The 19,672-nt window shown below is 38.7% G+C and carries 18 protein-coding genes; 10 read left to right on the forward strand and 8 right to left on the reverse strand.

Annotated elements, in window-relative coordinates; translation table 11 throughout:
• Nucleotides 1-13: 13 nt before the first annotated feature.
• Nucleotides 14-907, forward strand: coding sequence for an N-acetylmuramic acid 6-phosphate etherase (gene murQ / locus OW492_RS03545; RefSeq protein WP_290038479.1), 894 nt, complete (start codon nt 14-16; stop codon nt 905-907).
• A gap of 87 nt (nt 908-994) precedes the next feature.
• Here the strand turns inward: murQ and galU are convergent, their stop codons facing one another.
• From galU to OW492_RS03565, 4 genes are all read right to left on the reverse strand, one after another.
• Nucleotides 995-1,822, reverse strand: coding sequence for a UTP--glucose-1-phosphate uridylyltransferase GalU (gene galU, locus OW492_RS03550; RefSeq protein ID WP_290038481.1), 828 nt, complete (start codon nt 1,820-1,822; stop codon nt 995-997).
• A 90-nt stretch (nt 1,823-1,912) separates the two neighbouring features.
• Nucleotides 1,913-2,785 (reverse strand): 23S rRNA pseudouridine(2605) synthase RluB, encoded by an 873-nt coding sequence (rluB, locus tag OW492_RS03555; protein ID WP_113820629.1) that lies wholly within the window; start codon nt 2,783-2,785, stop codon nt 1,913-1,915.
• A 97-nt stretch (nt 2,786-2,882) separates the two neighbouring features.
• Nucleotides 2,883-3,503, reverse strand: coding sequence for an L-threonylcarbamoyladenylate synthase (locus OW492_RS03560; RefSeq protein WP_290038484.1), 621 nt, complete (start codon nt 3,501-3,503; stop codon nt 2,883-2,885).
• A 79-nt stretch (nt 3,504-3,582) separates the two neighbouring features.
• Entirely contained in the window at nt 3,583-4,440 is an 858-nt protein-coding gene (locus tag OW492_RS03565) for a PHP domain-containing protein (protein ID WP_290038486.1), read from the reverse strand.
• Between the two features lie 336 nt (nt 4,441-4,776).
• Between OW492_RS03565 and OW492_RS03570 the strand changes: the two genes are divergently transcribed.
• The 9 genes from OW492_RS03570 (at nt 4,777) to alr (ending at nt 14,757) form a co-directional block, all read left to right on the forward strand.
• Entirely contained in the window at nt 4,777-6,384 is a 1,608-nt protein-coding gene (locus tag OW492_RS03570) for an anthranilate synthase component 1 (RefSeq protein WP_290038487.1), read from the forward strand.
• 3 nt (nt 6,385-6,387) lie between these two features.
• Nucleotides 6,388-6,999, forward strand: coding sequence for an aminodeoxychorismate/anthranilate synthase component II (locus OW492_RS03575; protein WP_290038488.1), 612 nt, complete (start codon nt 6,388-6,390; stop codon nt 6,997-6,999).
• Nucleotides 7,000-8,022: an anthranilate phosphoribosyltransferase gene (gene trpD / locus OW492_RS03580; protein ID WP_290038489.1), complete on the forward strand. Its 1,023-nt coding sequence runs from the start codon at nt 7,000-7,002 to the stop codon at nt 8,020-8,022.
• A complete protein-coding gene (gene trpCF / locus OW492_RS03585; protein ID WP_290038490.1) occupies nt 8,015-9,421 on the forward strand; it encodes a bifunctional indole-3-glycerol-phosphate synthase TrpC/phosphoribosylanthranilate isomerase TrpF in 1,407 nt (468 codons plus the stop codon). The genes trpD and trpCF overlap by 8 nt, the downstream gene beginning before the upstream one ends.
• Before the next feature lie 49 nt (nt 9,422-9,470).
• Nucleotides 9,471-10,658, forward strand: a complete 1,188-nt coding sequence (gene trpB / locus OW492_RS03590; protein ID WP_290038491.1) for a tryptophan synthase subunit beta — start codon at nt 9,471-9,473, stop codon at nt 10,656-10,658.
• A complete protein-coding gene (gene trpA / locus OW492_RS03595) occupies nt 10,658-11,482 on the forward strand; it encodes a tryptophan synthase subunit alpha (RefSeq protein ID WP_290038492.1) in 825 nt (274 codons plus the stop codon). Before trpB ends, trpA begins: the two co-directional genes overlap by 1 nt.
• Before the next feature lie 11 nt (nt 11,483-11,493).
• Nucleotides 11,494-12,063, forward strand: a complete 570-nt coding sequence (locus tag OW492_RS03600; protein ID WP_290038493.1) for a septation protein A — start codon at nt 11,494-11,496, stop codon at nt 12,061-12,063.
• A 343-nt stretch (nt 12,064-12,406) separates the two neighbouring features.
• The gene (locus tag OW492_RS03605; RefSeq protein ID WP_290038494.1) at nt 12,407-13,666 is read left to right on the forward strand and encodes a D-amino acid dehydrogenase; all 1,260 of its coding nucleotides are present in this window, start codon (nt 12,407-12,409) and stop codon (nt 13,664-13,666) included.
• 8 nt (nt 13,667-13,674) lie between these two features.
• A complete protein-coding gene (alr, locus tag OW492_RS03610) occupies nt 13,675-14,757 on the forward strand; it encodes an alanine racemase (RefSeq protein ID WP_290038495.1) in 1,083 nt (360 codons plus the stop codon).
• Nucleotides 14,758-14,971: 214 nt separating this feature from the next.
• Here alr and OW492_RS03615 read toward each other — a convergent pair whose 3' ends face one another.
• From OW492_RS03615 to djlA, 4 genes are all read right to left on the reverse strand, one after another.
• The gene (locus tag OW492_RS03615; protein WP_290038496.1) at nt 14,972-16,441 is read right to left on the reverse strand and encodes an HD domain-containing phosphohydrolase; all 1,470 of its coding nucleotides are present in this window, start codon (nt 16,439-16,441) and stop codon (nt 14,972-14,974) included.
• Nucleotides 16,442-16,708: 267 nt separating this feature from the next.
• Nucleotides 16,709-17,737, reverse strand: a complete 1,029-nt coding sequence (gene dapD / locus OW492_RS03620; protein WP_290038497.1) for a 2,3,4,5-tetrahydropyridine-2,6-dicarboxylate N-succinyltransferase — start codon at nt 17,735-17,737, stop codon at nt 16,709-16,711.
• A gap of 338 nt (nt 17,738-18,075) precedes the next feature.
• On the reverse strand, nt 18,076-18,606 hold the full coding sequence (locus OW492_RS03625; RefSeq protein ID WP_290038498.1) for a DUF2937 family protein: 531 nt from the start codon (nt 18,604-18,606) through the stop codon (nt 18,076-18,078).
• Nucleotides 18,607-18,641: 35 nt separating this feature from the next.
• The gene (gene djlA, locus OW492_RS03630; RefSeq protein ID WP_290038499.1) at nt 18,642-19,457 is read right to left on the reverse strand and encodes a co-chaperone DjlA; all 816 of its coding nucleotides are present in this window, start codon (nt 19,455-19,457) and stop codon (nt 18,642-18,644) included.
• Nucleotides 19,458-19,672: the final 215 nt, after the last annotated feature.

Below are 19,672 nucleotides of genomic sequence, written 5' to 3' on the forward strand. Positions count from 1 at the left end.
ATAAGTAACCAATATGTCTCTACAATTACAACAATTTATCACCGAAAGCCGTAATCAAGCTAGTACTGATATTGATATTGTATCTACTGAAACAATGTTAACCATTATCAATAATGAAGATAAAAAAGTCGCACTGGCCGTTGAGCGTATTTTACCGGCTATTGCTCAAGCAGTTGACCTAATACAATCAGCTTTTAGTCAAGGTGGACGTTTAATCTATTGCGGTGCAGGCACCTCGGGACGTTTAGGTATTTTAGATGCAAGTGAGTGTCCGCCTACTTTTGGTAGTCCTGCAGAGCAAGTCATTGGGTTAATTGCTGGTGGAAATCAAGCTATTTTAAAAGCGGTTGAAAATGCTGAAGATAATCAACAAGCAGGACAGCAAGACTTAGTAGATATCAAATTAATTTCACAGGATGTAGTGGTAGGTATTGCAGCTAGTGGGCGCACACCTTACGTTATTGGTGCAATGCAATATGCACAACAACAAGGTTGTAAAGTAATTAGTTTAACCTGTAATGACAACAGTACGATGGCTAAAATTGCAGATGTTCCGCTAGAAGTCATTGTTGGGCCAGAAGTCGTAACAGGCTCGTCAAGATTAAAAGCAGGCACTGCGCAGAAGATGGTACTGAATATGTTAAGCACAGGCGCTATGATCAAAAGCGGTAAGGTATTTGGCAACTTAATGGTGGATGTTCAAGCAACTAATGCCAAACTCATCGAACGCCAAAAGAAGATCATTATGGAAGCCACAGAATGTAGTAGGGAAACTGCTGAATTAGCACTGGAAGAATCAGGTAACCACTGTAAAACAGCGATAGTAATGATATTAACTGGCGTAAATGCCCAGCAAGCAAAAAACAGTTTACAGCAACATCAAGGTTTTATTCGAGAATGTATTTAATTTAACAATGCAAAAAATGGCATAAAAAAATGCCGCTCACACAGTGAACGGCATTTGCAAATATAAGTTTATAACATTCACTAAGGACTAGTCTTCGTAAAGGTTGTCATAAACGTAGTTAGTCGCTTCGATGTAACCAGGGACACTACCGCAGTCAAAACGCTTACCTTTAAATTTATAAGCTAATACACAACCACGTTTAGCTTGTTCTAACAACGCATCGGTAATTTGAATTTCGCCACCTTTACCAGGCTTAGTCTCTTTAATAATATCAAAAATATCAGGTGTTAAGATATAACGGCCAATAACAGCTAGGTTACTAGGCTCAGTACCTGGCGCTGGTTTTTCAACCATATCATCAACACGGTAAATATCATCACGGATCATCGACCCTTTAATCACACCGTATTTATAAATCTCTTCTTTTGGTACTTCTTGCACAGCAACAATTGAACAACGGAACTGTTCATATAATGCAGCCATTTGTTTCAATACGCCATCACCATCAGGGTTGATACATAAATCATCAGCTAGCACCACTGCAAAAGGTTGGTCACCAATCAGCTCTTGACCAATTAGGATTGCATGGCCTAAACCTTTCATTTGACGTTGGCGAATAAAAGAGAAGCGTGCATTATCCATAATCTTACGGATATCTTTTAATTTCTCTTCTTTTGGTGTGCCACTGATTTCATTTTCTAACTCGTAATTATGATCAAAATGATCGGCAATTGAATGCTTACCACGACCAACTACAATCCCCATACCTGTCATACCAGCTTCAAGTGCTTCATCAACACCAAACTCGATTAACGGTTTGTTAACCAATGGCATCATCTCTTTAGGCATAGACTTAGTAGCAGGTAGAAAACGCGTTCCGTATCCAGCAGCTGGAAATAAACATTTTTTAATCATAATCCCTCACCTTGTTAATATATTTATTTGACATAGATCTACTTTATCATTGTTTTAAAAATAAAACACCTAAACATAATCTATTGTTTTTTAACTTCTTGTACGGGTTACGCGACGTCTTTCACCTGCTTTACGGTGTTGATTATGTTTTTTCACTGCTCGGCGGATTCGAGCCTGAGGGTTAGAGACTTTATTAGTATCAACACGTACTTTAGTTTCCGTTTCACGCGGCATATCAACCATTTTACGTAAGTAGTTCACTTCTTTTAGTGTTAGCTCCTGCCAACCGCCCTGTGGTAATTGATTATTTAAAATAATGTTACCGTAACGAACACGCATTAAACGGCTAACTTGAAGGCCCTGGCTTTCCCATAAACGACGAACTTCACGTGTACGCCCTTCAGTTAATACCACATGGAACCAGCGGTTGATACCTTCACCACCGTGCTCTTTAATATCCAAGAATTTTGCTTCACCATCTTCAAGTTGTACGCCAGTACGTAAGCGATTCAAAATAGCTTCCGTGACATCACCGAATACACGCACTGCATATTCTCGCTCAACCTGTTGGCTTGGGTGCATCATTTTATTTGCAAACTCACCGTCAGTTGTAAATAACAACAGACCTGACGTATTGATATCTAAACGGCCGATAGAGATCCAACGTGCACCTTTCAATTGCGGTAGGCGATCAAAAACCGTTTTGCGCCCTTCTTCATCACTACGAGTACACACTTCACCTTCCGGTTTGTTGTAAGCTAGAATACGACAAACAACACTTTCTGCTGCTTGGTATTTAACCACATGTCCGTCTACACGAATTACTTGCTCCTGTGTAACACGCTCACCTAACTCAACAATTTTACCGTCTAAACTGACACGACCTTCTGAGATCACGGTTTCCATTTTACGACGAGAACCTAATCCCGCTCGTGCTAATACTTTTTGTAATTTTTCGCTCATGTTACTTTCCTTTGGGTAATTCACATTATGCCAACTGCCTTTCTCTATTAACAAAGCTCAATAAAGAGAGACAACATTGTTTCTGTTTAAATTAAATTTATTGGAACGGACTTAAATCGCCCGTGCCTTCTCTTACTATCACGACATCATCTTCGGATAAATCAATTACAGTAGTGGGTGATTCTCCTAAATATCCGCCATTAATAATCAAATCGACTTGATGCTCTAATTGATCACGAATTTCTTCAGGGTCAAACTCTGTACTTATATTGCCCGGTAGTATTAAACTTGTGGTCATTAGAGGGGTCTCTAATTCTTCTAAGAGCGATAACGCAATCGCGTTATCTGGAATACGTATACCAATGGTACGTTTACTTGGATTCATCAAACGTTTTGGTAAGTCTTTAGTGGATTTAAAGATAAAGGTGTACGCGCCTGGTGTATTATTTTTCAACATACGATATGCACTATTATCAACACGAGCATACACAGCGATTTCAGCTAAGTCTTTACATACTAAAGTGAAATTATGCTTTTTATCTATTTTCCTGATTTGACACATACGCTCAAGTGCACGCTTGTCATCCAGCGCACAACCTAATGCATACCCGGAATCGGTCGGAAAAATAATCACGCCACCATTGTTCACTATTTCAGCTGCTTGCTTCATTAGTCTTTTTTGTGGGTTTTCAGGATGTACATAAAAAAACTGACTCATATTGTTCTATAGCCTTTTATCAAAATCACTAACTAAAAAATGACACACTAGCCTAACTCTCATTGCTACCAACTCAATATTAAGCGCTAATCTCTGCGCTATGATTGAGATCCCAATTATGCCAAATTGGCTGACAAATATCAGGTAAAAATAGACTTTTTCCTAAATCGCGCCAACGCCCAACAAAATGGAAGTCACTACCTTGAGAAGCAAGTAAATCATACTCTTTGCTCCACATACCTAATTGTAAACGCATCTGTGGCGATTGTTGCCCCATTGCCACTTCCATGGCATCTCCACCAGCGGCTTTAAAGGTAATTAATAGCTTTCTTAACCATTTGTTAGATAATCGGTAAGCATCTGGATGTGCTAATACCGCTTGTCCACCAGCAGCATGAATGGCCGCTATTGCATCAGCTAAGTCCACCCAATCGTGAGGCACATATCCCGTGTTGCCGCGACTTAAGTATTTATCGAATACTTTAGGGAATGTAGGTGCAACGCCAATCTCTACAAGATAACGCGCAAAATGGGCTCGAGTGATCGCACCATCACCGGCTAGAGCCTTAGCTCCTTCATAAACATTTTCAATATTTGCCTTGGCTAAACGTCGCCCCATTTCAATAGCACGCTGTTCACGTTTATTTTTTTGTATGTCAATCAGCTCCAGTAAAGCAGGATGCGTAGGATCGATATTTAAGCCTACAACGTGAATCTCATGATTTAACCAATTACTGGTGACTTCTATTCCATTAATTAACTGTAATTTTAACTGATGATTTTGAATATATTGTGACGCTTCAGCTAAACCATCTATAGTGTCATGATCGGTAATGGCTAAAAAGTGAACTTGTCTGTTTTCAGCACGTTGCACTAATTCACTAGGGGTAAGTTGTCCATCTGAAGCTTTAGTATGCGAGTGAAGATCAATTAACATGAATATCCTAAAAATAACCTTGACATTAGAAGCAGAATGCAAAAAAATAACTCCTAATTAATACGGGATGCATAATATATGATTTTTAATACAATTACTCTTAAAGATTCTTGGTGGCACTCATTCTCATAAGCGAGCAATGAGGTTTTTGTATATTTAATTTCCCAGAAAAACCTATTTAGAAGCTCGCATATTGCGGGCTTTTTTCATATTTGGAACACACAAAAGTAAAACAGGTAAACCATGATCATTTTAAACACCGCCCTTAATTGGCGATGGCAAATAAAAATCAGCTAAACACTCTATTTGCAATCACTAATTTTTAAGGACTTAAATATGAACACGCACCACCCAATCGGCACATTAAAAACGATCGAAGCACCCTGTCAATACATCCAAGATTCATTGGGACTATTTCAGCAAATCAGTGCAGACAGCGACCATCATCTCCTCTTTGACTCAGCAGAAATTGAAAGCAAAGCGCACTTAAAAAGTTTAATTTTAGTTGATGCTTGTTTAAAAATAACCTGTCAAGGGTTGACCGTTACTCTAGATGCATTAACGGATAATGGTAAAGACCTACTTACTTTCATTACTCCTAAATTTTCAACGCAATTAATCACAGCACAGCAACCAAGCCAATTACAACTTACTTTCCCTCAATCAGATACCAGTGGTGACGAAGACCAACGTCTAAAATCAGCTTCGCCAATGGATGCTATTCGTTGCATCGTAGAGCGTATTAAAAAGGTATCAACCCATCCTGAAGCGTTGTTCCTCGGTGGAGTGTTTGCCTATGACTTTATCGCAACCTTTGAACAGTTATTAGAGGTACCTGATAGTGAAAACACAACACCTGACTACCTGTTCTATGTTGCAGAGACATTAATGCTACACGATCACCAAACTCAACAAGGTGAAGTGCTAGGCAGTGTATTTGGTGGTTTATATTCAGATGAGAGTGAAGCGCGTATTGCACAGCGTATTGAACAATTACAAGGCTTCTGTACTGACTTTATTGCGCCTGTTAATCAACAAGTAAGCATTGATGCGACAGTAAAAGTCGATATCAGTGATGTCGAATATTGCGCTATTGTCGAAGAGTTGAAAACTAATATTGTTAAAGGTGATATTTTTCAAGTAGTCCCTTCTCGAAGTTTTTCATTGCCTTGCCCCGATCCTATTTCTGCTTACCAAAAGTTAAAAGAAACTAATCCAAGTCCATATATGTTCTACTTAAAAGACAGTGATTTTGTTTTGTTTGGGGCATCACCAGAAAGTGCAATTAAATATACGCAAAGCTCAGGTGATGTGGAGATTTACCCCATTGCCGGCACACGTCGTCGTGGTTTCAATGCAGATGGCAGTATTAATAAAGATTTAGATGGACGCCTAGAATTAGAATTGCGTCTTGATAAAAAAGAGACATCAGAACATCTTATGCTGGTTGATTTAGCACGCAACGATGTAGCACGAATTAGTCAACCAGGCACTCGCCACGTAGCAGATCTATTGCAAGTTGATCGCTACAGTCATGTGATGCACTTAGTGTCACGCGTTGTTGGTAAATTACGTGAAGATTTAGATGCATTACATGCATACCAAGCTTGTATGAATATGGGCACCCTAGTAGGTGCGCCAAAAATCAGTGCTTCTAACCTAGTACGTAAGGTAGAGAAAAAGCGCCGTGGTAGTTATGGTGGTGCAGTCGGTTATATTAATGGTAACGGCGATATGGATAGCTGTATTGTTATTCGCTCTGCGTTTGTAAAAGACGGGGTTGCCCATGCGCAAGCAGGTGCAGGCGTTGTCTATGATTCAGTGCCGCAATTAGAAGCTGATGAAACCCGTAGCAAAGCGGCAGCAGTACTTAATGCAGTAGCACTTGCTCATGGCACCACACTCAAGGCTGTTACAGCCAACACCACAGAGCAAGGAGAATAAGCAATGACTTCTACCAACAACAAAGCAACCTTATTCTTTCTTGATAATTTTGACTCATTTACTTACAACTTAGTAGATCAATTCAAATCATCAGGTTACCCAGTCAAAATTTACCGTAATAACCAAAGTGCTGAACAAATCAAAGCACATATTGATGCCTGTATAGGCGAAGTGGTGTTAGTGTTATCACCTGGTCCAGGTACACCAAGTGCTGCAGGGTGTATGATTGACTTAATCACACTGTGTAAAGGACAAGTGCCTATCCTAGGCATATGTCTAGGGCATCAAGCTTTAATTGAACAATATGGCGGAGTTGTAGGACAAGCAGATGAAATTCAACATGGTAAATCATCGTTAATTAACCATTGTGCTGACAAGATGTTTGCAGGTTTATCTTTGCCGTTATCCGTGGCCCGTTACCACTCATTAGTAGGTACTAAGGTACCAGATACATTACAAACTGTGGCGGATTATAACGATATGTGTATGGCTATCTATCAAGCACAAGATAAGGTGATCGGGTTTCAATTCCACCCTGAGTCTATTTTGACCTGTGAAGGGGCACAACTTTTAGAGAACAGCCTTAATTTATTGACTAAATCGGAGAATGTTTAAATGAGCAAATATGATGTATACCCGACCTTGGAACAATTATATCAAGGTCAAACTCTCTCTGAGTCACAAAGCCAAGCATTCTTTGAGCAAGTTGTCTTAGGTGAAATAGACCCGATTGTACTGTCTTCAGTATTAACTGCGCTAAAAATTAAAGGCGAAACCCCTGCTGAAATAACTGGTGCAGCAAGAGCCTTGTTAGCACAAGCAAAAACCTTCCCTCGCCCTGATTACCCATTTACCGATATCGTGGGTACGGGCGGTGATGGACTAGGTACTATCAACATTTCAACGGCCAGCGCATTTGTTGCTGCAGCTTGTGGTGTAAAGGTTTGTAAACATGGTAGCCGTAGTGTTTCTAGCAAATCTGGTTCATCAGATTTGCTGGCGGCGTTTGGTGTTAACTTAGATATGTCACCTGAAACAGCGCGCCAATGTTTAGATGATTTGAACGTATGCTTTATTTTTGCACCAAGCTACCATGCAGGAATGCGTTTTGCAGCACCGGTGCGTGGCGCATTAAAAACTCGCTCAATTTTCAATGTACTTGGCCCGCTAATTAACCCGGCACGCCCTGACTTTGAATTGATGGGTGTGTATGCACCAGAGTTACTCGTCCCCATTGCTAAAGTACACCAACAATTAGGTATGAAACGTGTCATGGTGGTTTTCGGTAGTGGTTTAGATGAAGTAGCATTGCATGGTTCAACTCAAGTAGCCGAACTACACAATGATAAAATAACAGAATACACATTAACACCTGAAGATTTTGGTGTGCAGCATCATCCAGTTGAAAGTATTTTTGGTGGCACACCAGCAGAAAATAAACAGATTATTGAACAAATTTTACAAGGTAAAGGCACTGAAGCTCAGCAATCTGCTGTGGCAATTAATGTATCTGCATTATTAGTCTTAAACGGCAAAGCAGATAACTTTAAACAAGGGACTGAAATGGCCCTCAATATCATGAAATCAGGGCAACCTTTAACACTATTAAAACAACTTGCGGAGCAAAGTAATGCTTAATGACCAAAGTTTACAAGATACAATTTTAGGCAAGATTGTTGATGACAAATTAATCTGGGTTGAACAACGTAAACAGCAACAACCTTTAATTACCTTTAAAGATCAATTAATAGAAAGTGATCGCCACTTCTATCAAGCACTCGACCAAGAAGACAGTGTATTCATTCTTGAGTGTAAAAAAGCGTCACCTTCAAAAGGGTTAATTCGTAAAGAGTTCGATTTAGATTTAATTGCCAGCACTTACAAAAACTATGCTTCAGCTATTTCAGTATTAACTGATGAAAAGTATTTTCAAGGTGACTTTGAATATATTAATACTGTACGTTCTCAAGTTTCTCAGCCGGTTATTTGTAAAGACTTTATTGTTGACCCATACCAGATTTACTTAGCACGTTATTATCAAGCAGATGCGATCTTATTGATGCTATCGGTATTAGATGATGATGCTTACCAAGCTTATCGTGATACCGCTCATAGCCTCAATATGGGTGTATTAACCGAAGTCAGTAACGAGCATGAATTAGTACGTGCTATTGCCCTTGGTGCTAAAGTTATTGGCATTAATAATAGAGACTTACGTGATCTGAGTATTGACCTAAACCGTACCAAAGAGTTAGCGGTTAAGATTCCACAGGATCGCATTGTGATTTCTGAATCAGGCATTTACGAACACCAACAAATAAAAGACCTTAGCGCCTATGCGAATGGTTTTTTAGTAGGCAGTTCAATCATGTCACAGGCAAACATTGACTTTGCTTGTCGTAAACTGATTTTAGGTGAAAACAAAGTGTGTGGTTTGACGCACGCTCGAGATGCCGCTGATGTACATAAAGCGGGAGCGGTTTACGGTGGATTAATTTTTGTCGAAAAATCACCTCGTTTTGTAGAATTAGAGCAAGCACGTTTAGTGATGTTAGGCGCACCACTCGCTTATGTCGGCGTTTTCCAAAATGAAGAAGTTGAGCTAGTTGCTTATACTGCCAAAAGCCTAGGCTTAACTGCAGTACAACTTCACGGTGATGAATCACCTAAATATATTAAAGAGTTACTTGCAGTATTGCCTAAAAACTGTGAAGTTTGGAAAGCACACGGCATTACTGACAGCTTACCTGAGTTTGAAAAATACAATGTAAGCAAGCATATCTTAGACACACGTGTTGGCGAGCAAAGTGGTGGCACAGGTCAACGCTTTGACTGGACTCTACTTAATCAACAAAACTGTGATAAAAATAGCATTATTATCGCAGGTGGTCTTAACCCTGAAAATGCACAGCAAGCCGCATTAATAGGCTGTGCAGGATTAGATTTCAACTCAGGTGTTGAATCTGCTCCAGGAAAGAAAGACGCGGACAAATTAAACCGTAGCTTCTCTGAAATTCGTCGATACATGACGCGATAAATGATGTTGATATTAGACAACATTAAACCGATTAAAAGGTAATATAAAAATGGAAACATTAAACGCTTATTTTGGTGACTTTGGTGGTATGTATGTACCACAAATATTAGTCCCAGCATTAAAACAACTTGAAGCTGAATTTCTAAAAGCGCAGCAAGATGAATCATTTCAAGAAGAATTTAAAGAACTACTGACAGAGTATGCTGGTCGCCCTACTCCACTGACTTTGTGCCGTAATTTAACCAAGGGTAAAAAAACCAAGTTATACCTAAAACGTGAGGACTTGTTACACGGTGGCGCACACAAAACTAATCAAGTATTAGGCCAAGCTTTATTAGCAAAACGCATGGGTAAAACAGAGATCATTGCTGAAACAGGCGCAGGTCAACACGGTGTAGCAACAGCATTAGCCTGTGCATTACTTGGTTTAAAGTGCCGAGTTTACATGGGTGCAGTAGACTGTGAACGCCAAAAACCTAATATGTTCAGAATGCGTCTAATGGGGGCTGAAGTGATTCCAGTTACTTCTGGCTCTTCAACATTAAAAGATGCATGTAATGAAGCACTTCGTGATTGGGCTGGTAGCTACGAAACTGCGCATTACCTGTTAGGTACTGCTGCAGGACCACACCCATTCCCTACCATTGTCCGTGAATACCAAAAAGTCATTGGTGAAGAAGCGAAGCAGCAATGTTTACGTAAAGAAGGTATTTTACCTGATAAAGTAATTGCTTGTGTTGGTGGTGGGTCTAATGCGATTGGTATTTTTGCTGACTTTATTGAAGAAGAAAACGTGCAGCTAATTGGTGTAGAACCAGGTGGCCACGGAATAGAAACGGGCGAGCATGGTTGTCCTATTGCTTGTGGTACAGATGGTATATTCTTTGGAATGAAATCATTGATGATGCAAGATGACCATGGCCAAATTCAAGAATCATACTCAATTTCAGCTGGTTTAGATTTTCCATCAGTGGGGCCACAACATGCTCACTTAGCAAAAATAGGCCGCGCAGAATATGTCAATGCAACCGATGATGAAGCGCTACTTGCATTTAAAGCATTAGCCGAGCAGGAAGGTATTATTCCAGCTTTGGAATCATCTCATGCTTTAGCACACGCATTAAAAATTATTGAGCATGATGATAAAGAACAGGTCATCATTGTGAATTTATCAGGACGTGGCGATAAAGATATCTTCACTGTCGCAGACATATTTGAAAAGAGAGGTATGATCTAATGGCACACGATCTACAATCACAGCGATACGCAAAATTATTCGACAAACTAGCAAAAGCGAATCAAGGTGCCTTTGTCCCATTTGTGACAGTTGGAGACCCTGACCGCGAGCAGTCGTTAAATATTATTGATACACTAGTTAAAGCAGGCGCAGATGCACTTGAATTAGGCATCCCATTTTCAGATCCCGTTGCTGACGGCGTGGTGATTCAAGATGCTTCAATTCGTGCCTTAAACTCAGGTACTACACCGCAAGTATGCTTTGAAATAATCAAAGAGATTCGTGCAAGGCATCCTGAAACTCCTATCGGTTTATTGTTATATGTTAACCTTGTTTATCGTAATGGCATTGAATCTTTCTACCAAGAGTGTAAAGCAGCTGGCGTTGATTCAATTCTGATTGCGGATGTGCCGTTACATGAAAGTGCACCTTACCGAGCAGCAGCAGACAAAGTGGGGTTACAACAAATCTTTATTGCACCACCTAATGGTGATAAAGCAACTTTAAAACAAGTTGCTGAATATGGCCAAGGTTATACTTACTTATTAAGTCGTGCCGGTGTCACTGGCGCTGATGCTAAAGCAGGTATGCCCGTTGAACATATGCTTGAAACATTAGGTGAGCATAACGCCCCTCCTTCGTTACTGGGCTTTGGTATTTCTCAACCTGAACAGGTTGCAGATGCTATCAAATCGGGTGCAGCTGGAGCTATTTCTGGGTCCGCGGTAGTTAAAGTGATTGAGCGTAATCTAGGTAATCCGGAAAAAATGCAATCAGAAATGACTGAATTTATCAGTGCTATGAAAGCTGCAACATTCAAATAATAGAGAGTGATATGAAACAATTTTTTGAATTTATACCTTTAATCATCTTTTTTATTGTTTATAAAATGGTTGATATCTACGCAGCGACTGGCTCGTTAATTATCAGCACGGGGTTATTACTCGCTTATAACTACTTTAAACACGGTAAAGTAGAAAAAATGCACGTGATCACTTTTTTAATGGTGTTAATCTTTGGCTCTTTAACACTCGTCCTACACAACGACCTATTTATTAAATGGAAAGTGACGGCAGTATATGCCCTCTTCTCTATTGCTTTGTTAGCCAGCCAATATATCTTCAAAAAGCCAATCATCAAGCAGATGTTAGGTAAAGAGATCACCTTACCAGAGCAGGTTTGGAAAAATTTAAACCTAGCTTGGGCGGTATTCTTCTTCATCTTAGGGCTCTTGAATATCTACGTAGCTTTTTATATGGCAGAAGATGTTTGGGTTAACTTCAAAGTATTTGGTTTATTGGGCGCAACTATCGTCTTTACATTAATAAGTGGTGTTTATATTTATAAATATTTACCTAAAGATGAAGAAAAAATAAAAGACAAAATGGATGCAGATAGTAAATAGCCTTTATTGGCACGCTTAATTTAATAAACCATCAGCATTGAATAGATAATTCACAAAATCCAATACAGCAATGTATTGGATTTTTTCTTTAAGCAATATAAATAACACTGCTTTTAGCTTTTATAATCCCTCATTTCAGCATTTCTGTGACAGAACAATTATTACGCACATTTCAAAGTGAAAAACTAATACCCATTAAAAATATAAGACTATTAAGAGTAAAACGCTAAATTCTACGATATTTTCAGTGTTTTATTCTGAAAGAAATGTAAATACAAACATTAATAATGATCAATAGCCATTATGATGAGATTACTAATGGATGATTATTTTTGGAATAATAATGAAAGTGTTAATTTTAGGTTCAGGTGTAATAGGCGTAACAAGTGCATGGTACTTAGCTAAGTCCGGACATGATGTTACTGTTGTTGATAGACAATCTACAGTTGCTAACGAAACTAGCTTTGCTAATGCAGGTCAAATTTCTCCTGGGTACTCTGCACCTTGGGCAGCACCGGGTATTCCAATCAAAGCAATGAAGTGGTTAATACAAGAACTCGCTCCTTTAAAGATCAACTTTAAAGATCTTGATACAGAAACCATGATTTGGATGACTAAAATGGTCGCCAACTGTAATACATCTGATTACCAAATCAATAAAGCTCGCATGATGCGTGTTGCTGAATATAGTCGTGACTGTTTACGTGATATTCGACGTGAAATTAATATCCAGTACGATCACAGAACGCAAGGCACATTACAAGTTTTCCGTACAGAGAGCCAAGTACAAAGTGCTAAGAAAGATATCCAAGTACTGACTGAGTGTGGCGTTGCTCATACCGTATTAAGTGCTGATGATTGTCTAAGTTATGAGCCAGCTCTTAAACATACCATTAATAAAATTGTTGGTGGTCTTCACTTACCTAATGACGAAACCGGTGATTGTCACCAGTTTGTTACTGAACTCTCGAAAGATTGTGAAAGAATGGGTGTGAAATTTATGATGGATACCAACATTCAAAAGCTAAACAAGCAAGGTGGTGAAATTGTCAGTGTCTCAACTGATAAAGGTGAACTTACTGCTGATACTTACTTAATGGCGTTAGGCTCTTACTCAACTCATATGTTAGCGAATGTGGGTATCAAAGTACCTGTTTATCCAATTAAAGGTTACTCACTAACATTACCTATTGAAGATTTTTCTGCTGCGCCTGAGTCGACAGTAATGGATGAAACCTATAAAGTGGCGATCACTCGTTTAGGTGACCGAATTCGAGTGGGTGGTACAGCCGAAATTAGCTCTTACAACACGGCTTTATTAGAAAAACGTCGCAAAAATATCGAATTCTCTATTGCGGACCTATTCCCACATGCAGCTGACTTAGCAAAGGCAGAGTTCTGGACTGGTTTACGACCGATGACACCAGACGGCACACCTATTCTGGGTAAAACTAACATCGACAACTTATTTCTCAACACAGGCCACGGTACATTAGGTTGGACCATGTCTTTAGGCTCAGCAAAATTTGTTAGCGATGTAATTAATGATAAACAGCCAGAAATTGATGATGCTGGTTTATCAGTTGACCGTTACGCAAAATAGGATTCAAAATGGCTAGACCTGCAACGGCAGTTATTAAGTTAAGTGCAATTAAACAAAATTATTTATACGCAAAGTCATTGGCAGCACCGGCTAAAGCCATTGCAACGATTAAAGCCAACGCTTATGGTCATGGTGCTATTGAAGTAGCAAATGAACTAAGTGATGTCGCCGATGCTTTTGCTGTTGCATGTATCGAAGAGGCAAAAGAGCTTCGTGATGCAGGTATTGAACAACCGATCTTATTACTAGAAGGTTTCTTCACCGCAGATGAGCTTACTTATATCAGTGAATTTAATTTATGGACTGTTATACACAGCCAATATCAATTAGATGCAATACAACAAGCAAGTTTCGCTAAACCGATAAATGCTTGGTTAAAAATGGATACTGGTATGCATCGCTTAGGTTTTTTACCTCACCAATATGCAAATGCTTGGCAGCAACTTGAAAAGATGCCACAGGTTAATAGTATAACCCATATTACGCACTTCTCTTCTGCTGATGATTTAAGTTCACTCCGCACTAAACAGCAAACAGAACTTTTTTTAGAAACCGTTGGAGATTTACCTGGCGACATTAGTATTGCAAACTCATCTGCAGTATTAACTAAGGCTATGCCAGATAGAGTACAATGGGTTCGTCCTGGGATTATGTTATATGGAGCTTCTCCTATTGATAGTCCAGAGATTGCAAAGTCATTAGCACCGGCTATGACCTTTAAGGCAAAAGTCATTTCTGAACGCATCATCGAAGCCGGTGAATGCGTTGGTTATAACGCCCTGTGGGAAGCTAAAGAACCAAGTAAAATAGGAACAGTTTCTATCGGTTATGCTGATGGTTACCCAAGACATGCAGGTACTGGCACACCAGTTTTGGTGAATGGTAAAAAAAGCCAATTACTAGGTCGAGTAGCAATGGATATGATCATGATTGATTTGTCTATGTTCGAAGACCAAGACTGTATTGGCTATGAAGTAGAATTTTGGGGAGATAACATCCCAGTCAATGAGATTGCACAATGTGCCGATACTATTGGCTATACTTTACTTTGTGGTATTTCACGTCGTGTAAATAAGCAGTATGTAAAATAAAAAGCTGCTTAAGTTTCACTTACAAAACTTCAAAGACCTACCAGCTTGGCTAGTAGGTCTTTTTTATACCAATTTTTTAAATAAGCGTTCGACATTTTGCGCAGTAAAATGAGTTAGTATAAGACGAAAATTAAAATAAACAGCAGTCTCTTTTGTGAAATTTACAACGAAAAATAAGCTATTTTAACAAATGAAATAGCGCAGTTAATTAGTATTATGCAGCTATATCATCACTACTGTCTTGAAAGTGCGCTGCAATCTCAACAAACCTATCCTCCACCTCTAAAAAGGCGACCACTATATTAGGATCAAAGTGCGTACCTTGCCCCTCAAGAATAATTCCCTTTGCTTTGTCATGTGAAAAAGCAGGTTTATAAACACGTTTACTAATTAATGCATCATAAACATCAGCCAATGCCATTAATCTACCTGATAATGGAATATCCTCCCCCACAAGTTGCTTAGGGTAACCTGAACCATCCCACTTCTCATGATGTGATTGTGCTATCTCTTTAGCCACTTGTAAGAAAGAACTCGTGCCTAATTGCTTCTCAGCAATCGATAGGGCATCAGCACCAATTTGTGCATGCCCTTTCATAATAACAAACTCTTCATCAGTTAATTTATCCGGTTTAAGTAGAATGTTATCGGGAATTCCTACTTTTCCCACATCATGTAACGGCGCAGATTTATATAACAACTCAATGTATGTAGGTGTTAATAACTCCTTATATTTAGAAGATAAACTTAACTGCTCAGCTAAGGCTTTTACATACTCTTGAGTGCGCAAAATATGTGCTCCAGTTTCATTATCTCGAGACTCGGCTAATGCAGACAAACTAACAATAGCCACATCGCGTGTAGTTTTCACCTCGTTTTGTGAAAATTGTAAACTATCTAACATGCTATTAGTCAGCGATGCTGCAGTGCCAAATTCATCGAAACTGAATATAGGTAAACGCGTATCAAGCCGACCTTCACTGACATCGATTAATGCGCGTTCTTGACTTAATAACACACCTTTAATTACCTTCGCCCATAACCTCATTACCGCAATCGCATAGCCAGTGACAATTGCCGCAATAAATAGCAGTTCCTTAATCACACTAATTTGCCCAGTGCCATCAGCCACTAAAGCAGGATTGTGTTTCAACCAAAAAATATCCTTAACCGCAACCATGGTTAATGCACCGGTTAGCATAATTAATAGAAATACTACTAAGGCAATCATCTGATTAACTAATGAAGTACGCGAACCTAATAATTGATAGTTAAAATCACCCTTTTCTTGCATCTCTTGCATATGGGTTAACTTAGCAGAAAGCTGCAAAAGACAACCTGTGAAAAAGCCAAATAAGGCCATTCCAAATAACACTTTAGCATTACTGTCTAAACCAAAGTCATAAAAAATATTGTAAACAAGTGTCAAAGGGATACTAGCGATGAAAAAACACCAGGTGTCTAATTTAATCTGCTGATTACTCTTATTTAAATGATGATCTGCTAATAAAAAGTGACGAGCTAAAAATAAACTCGTAAAAGTTAGGGCAACATGTATAAATATCTCAGTGAAGGTTAAAGTCGCCAAAAAAGGACAAACCTTACCACCATAACTGCCAAATAAAATGGCAGCTAGTGCATATAATTTAAGTGTCAATGACGCATTATAATGACTCTTATCCATTGTTTCCCTCTTCCTTTTTTCCATTTTACGCTGATTTAATTGACATTAATAAATGAGTATAGACATAAAAAACAAAACTACCTCTTTTGTACTATATATAGAGTAAGTTAAAAACACTAAGCAAATGCATCTCAAAATAAAATCAGAAAGTGGTAGAAGAAACTAAAGGTTGGACAAGCTATAAATTAATCACAGCAACTTTTAAGCAGATACAAAAAAGGTTATCCGAAGATAACCTTAATAGGAGCACTAAATAAACATTAGTATTTAGTTTGAATGTAGCATGCTATTTAATTCAACAGCGCTTTTGTTTGCTAAGCATTCAATTTGACCAGTCATTGAATTACGGCGGAATAATAGGTCATCTTTATTCGCTAGGTCACGCGCTTTAACAAAACCAGCATCGTTACCTTCGTTGTCTAACATTTTAACTTTAGAGCCTGCAGTAACATATAAACCAGATTCGATAGTACAACGATTACCTAGTGGGAACCCTAAACCTGCATTTGCCCCCAGTAAGCTATTTTCACCAATAGCAACAACCATTTTACCACCACCAGAAAGTGTGCCCATAATTGAAGCACCACCACCGATATCACTACCTTCACCGACCATAACGCCAGCAGAGATACGGCCTTCAACCATACTTACGCCTGAAGTACCTGCGTTAAAGTTGATGAAACCTTCATGCATTACCGTCGTACCTTCACCTACGTGCGCACCTAGGCGTACACGTGATGTATCAGCAATACGCACACCAGCAGGTACTACGTAATCAACCATTTTAGGGAATTTATCTACACAATCTACAATGATAGTTTTACCTTTTAGACGCGCTTCGATTTGACGATCTTTTAACTCTGGAAGGTCAATAGCACCTTTATTAGTCCAAGCAATGTTATGAAGTAGACCAAAGATACCGTCTAATACAACACCATGTGGTTTAACTAAACGGTGTGAGATAAGTTGTAACTTTAAGTAACCTTCAGCAACACTTTGTGGTGCTTCATCTGTCGCTAAAATAACGAGTACTAAGGTTTGCTTTGATTTAGCCGCTGCAACAGCAAAATCAGCATTATCAGTGTCGTTTTCGCCATTAAATGCCGCTGCTAATTGTTCAGCAAGTGAACGGTCAATTTCAATAACTTGGTTGCCACCTTGGTAACCTACGATAGCAGCAATCGTTGCCACTAGATCTTCATTTGGATTTAAAATTGGATTTGGAAAAAACGCTTCAATGATTTTTTGGTCGCGATTTTTAGTAGCAGTACCAAATGCAAGAGAGAAAGTAGACATGATTTAAGCTCCGATTTAAAAGTCTATTAGAAATAATAAGGTGCTAATAATAGAGAAGCGATGCAATAGATGCAAAAGTTAAATGCCTATTTAACCTCAGTTTGGATTGATGGGAGCGAAGAATAACATAAAATCATATAGTTAGAGCATTTATTAGACAATACAGCTAGTTGTGCGTAGCTCAAGGTAAATTATGGAAGCAATAACGGGTTATTAAGAAATAATGTAACGTAGAAACCAGTATAAATAGCGGTCTGACTCGCTTTTCTTATCCAGTATTGAGGTTATTTAGACTTAAAAGAAATACACAACAGGGTTTACAGAGCAGCCTGAATCCTTCAGTTTTTAACCGGTTGTTTAGTGCGAATAAATAGACTCGATATTAAATATTTTATTAACGTTAAAATAACTTCTAAGAGCAGCATCAATATAATTGCCACAGAAACACCAACAATAATTGCTTGCTGATTAAGCACAATATTAGCCTGATAGTTTTGCCACGTTTGTTTAATGATCGGAGAATTAACTTGTTGAGTTAACCTGAATAGACGATGCCATAAAGGCTGTTGTAATTCATTGATTTGTATTTTTAATGTTTGCACGCGTTGATAATTGGCTGAAATCACTTCAGCTTCATCACGAAATACATTTTCATTACTATCGCGATGCTGTTGAATAAGAGCTCCTAAGTCACCTTCAAAGTATAAATCAGCCAGTGACTGGAATTTAGCAAGTTGTAATTGAGCTTCAGCAAAGTGCCCTTGTAAACGCGTTTCATACTGATGTAAAAAACTCGGTAATTGTAAACCAACCAGTAAACTCAAAGTGAAGACGAGTTGTAAGCTATAACGTTTAATTACCGAGTACATTAGTTATTTCAAACCAGAGTTATTTAAGTGCACAGTTATTTAAAGCCACGACTAGTACGTAATACTTCGTAGGCTTTTTGAATATCTTGCGCTTTCTCTTTTGCTAGCTCCATCATCTCTTCAGGTAGCCCTTTTGATGCCAATTTATCAGGATGATTTTGACTCATCAATTTACGGTAAGCTCGTTTAACTTCTTTATCAGTGGCACTGCTTTCCACACCTAACACTTTGTATGCATCCGCTTCTGAATCGGCTTTATTATATTGCTGTCCTCCCTGGCTACCGCGATGGAAATGTTGCTGGCCTTGAATCATTTGAATCAACCTGTCTAACTCAAAACGAGAAAAACCTAAGGTTTCGGCAATGGTGTACAGAATAGCTTGTTCATTTTGGTCAATCTCACCATCTGAACAAGCAACTTGCACTTGAATAGCCAAGAACATTTGCAATACATTACGCTCACCATGAAGACCACGCTTAAAATCTTGTAATCTATCGACCAATGCAAAATCAGCATTTTTACCTTCAGTAAACGCCGCTTGTGCTTGTGTACGAGCTTCACCGTGCAAGTTCATTTGATCCATGTAAGCATTGGCTACTTGAATATCAGTTTGTGTTACTTGCCCTTTAGATTTTGCAACGTGCCCCATTACTGAAAAAGCAGTTTCAAAAAATAATTTTTGTTTTTCTGCGCTATTTCCGCGGCCGCCTAAAATACCATCTTGCATATTAAAGTTACGTCCCACAGCAACATCAAAACGATGGCCTAACCACACACCTAAGATCAAGCCTAAAAAATGCCCGAACATAAATCCAAAAAGACCACCTAATAATTTGCCCCATATGCGCATAACTAATAATTACCTATAAATTAAGAAAAAATTCAATCTGTTTATTATTTTGACTAACTCTGAAACGATTTGCCAATTATTTGTACTAAATAACAAAAATACACGCGTATTAATCAATCAAAGATTGGAGCATGCATAAGTTTACTCTATTATATACGCCATATTATTGTTTCTGCTTAGCGTTTGTTAATGCTTCTAAGCACTTGTTGTGAGTT

The organism is Psychromonas sp. 14N.309.X.WAT.B.A12 (assembly GCF_030397575.1).
Taxonomy (GTDB): domain Bacteria; phylum Pseudomonadota; class Gammaproteobacteria; order Enterobacterales; family Psychromonadaceae; genus Psychromonas.